Here is a 1,473-nt window from a genome sequence, read left to right on the forward strand (position 1 = left end):
CTTTCGCAGGTAGCCCTTGCGGGCCTTCATCGCATGCACGATCAGTTCCACGTCGTATCCGACGCGGGACGCCGTGCCTATCTCGTACCACACCGCGCCGGAGACCCCCGGTCCCACGTACATGTACGTGGGAGGGTCCCGGTCGTAGTTGATGTCCACCGGTCCGCGGGCCTCGCGCCACGCGTGCAGGATATCGCCCTCCGACACCCCGTGCTTGAACGCAGAAGGCAGGATCAGCGGCTCGTCGTCCTTGTTCACGTCTCTCACAAGACAATCATACTTGGCAACAAACATTGCCGTCAAATATCCTCGTCCATCAAGCTGCCGTAAGGTGAGTCATGGGCGGAAAACGCTTCGGCAACTTCTTCGAATAAGTCCACCGGATCCATTTGGCATGCAATCGCGAGATTGTAGAGAGTGGGAAGTGATGGGAAGTTATACCCGTTTTCTATGTTTGCCAAGCTTTTCTCGCTTATCCAAGCGTAAGAAAGCCCTGAAGACTCACCCTCTTCTATAAAAGCGGTCCGTGTTGGCTTGACGTCTATTAGATCGCGGCGATGACGTTTAACGATCGCTCCTACTCGCCGCAATGCGGGATTCATGCTGGAGGATCGCTTCGATTTCATCAAGAAAGCTATCGCCGACCAGCCTTATGGCGACAGCATCGCCTATAAGGACAATGACAGTGAAAAGACCACTTCAGTCTCGGAACTGCTCAAACTCATGTATGCGTTCAACATCGATCGCTTTAGTGACGCATCGGTAGTTCCAATCGCTTCATATACAGGGAAGGCAGCCGTTTTCAAGGACTATCGGAAGGAATGGGACGATCACCACACTGATGACGGAGTGAACCCATCGGAGGACAACATCTATCTGCAGCTTTCCCAATTGCTCCCCACTTTTGTATCGTTGTACGAAACAATTCAAGAGGATATGCCCAAGAAGTTTAAAGATTACAAGACGGAGGCAGGTCAGAGGGCTCATTTTGGCAATCTCCGCGGTGTAGAGAAACGAGACGGGAAAGTGAAGACCCTCTTCACGCAGAAGGCCATCAACTACGACATCTCCGCAGGCTACATCATGCCGATCTTTGGAGCGTTCCGCGCTCTGCTCGAAAAGAAAAAGAATGGCCCTGGAGTCGAATGGGTGGTCGACCCTCTGGAGATGTGGGAAAGGGTTGGCGCTTCTTTGGTCCAGAATACGTTCGACACGGAGACCAATCCCAATGCCGCCGGCAAGATGAAGACGCTGTGGCAGTCCAACTACCGCATCGTGGATGGTGAAAAAACCAAGAAGCTCCTTGAGGAGCTGATGAAGAAGACGAGGGAGTAATCACGGCAACCTCCTTAGGTCGGCTTTGCCTCAACATCGGTTTCAATTGACGAGACAAAGCCGACCTCCGCTTACGGAATGGTCCTAAACGTTGTCTAGGACCATTCATGCAACACTTAGAAGCAGAACAGCGGTACC

3 protein-coding genes are annotated in these 1,473 nt (G+C 52.5%); 1 reads left to right on the forward strand and 2 read right to left on the reverse strand.

Features of this window, described 5'->3' with window-relative positions; translation table 11 throughout:
* The coding region (locus HMPREF1494_RS06640) for a hypothetical protein (RefSeq protein ID WP_231495360.1) at nt 1-294 on the reverse strand (294 nt) is incomplete at its 3' end.
* Between the two features lie 5 nt (nt 295-299).
* Nucleotides 300-602 (reverse strand): helix-turn-helix domain-containing protein, encoded by a 303-nt coding sequence (locus tag HMPREF1494_RS06645; protein ID WP_051404739.1) that lies wholly within the window; start codon nt 600-602, stop codon nt 300-302.
* Here HMPREF1494_RS06645 and HMPREF1494_RS06650 point away from each other — a divergent pair.
* On the forward strand, nt 601-1,335 hold the full coding sequence (locus HMPREF1494_RS06650; protein ID WP_051404740.1) for an AIPR family protein: 735 nt from the start codon (nt 601-603) through the stop codon (nt 1,333-1,335). The genes HMPREF1494_RS06645 and HMPREF1494_RS06650 overlap by 2 nt on opposite strands.
* Nucleotides 1,336-1,473: the final 138 nt, after the last annotated feature.

Origin of the sequence: Bifidobacterium sp. MSTE12 (assembly GCF_000513015.1) — a bacterium.
Lineage (GTDB): Bacteria > Actinomycetota > Actinomycetes > Actinomycetales > Bifidobacteriaceae > Bifidobacterium > Bifidobacterium dentium.

What these genes read in the sequence shown, in the direction of transcription:
- HMPREF1494_RS06650 (WP_051404740.1), top strand. Translation starts at nt 601, where the DNA reads ATGCTGGAGGATCGCTTCGATTTCATCAAGAAAGCTATCGCCGACCAG.
- HMPREF1494_RS06645 (WP_051404739.1), bottom strand. Translation starts at nt 602, where the DNA reads ATGAATCCCGCATTGCGGCGAGTAGGAGCGATCGTTAAACGTCATCGC.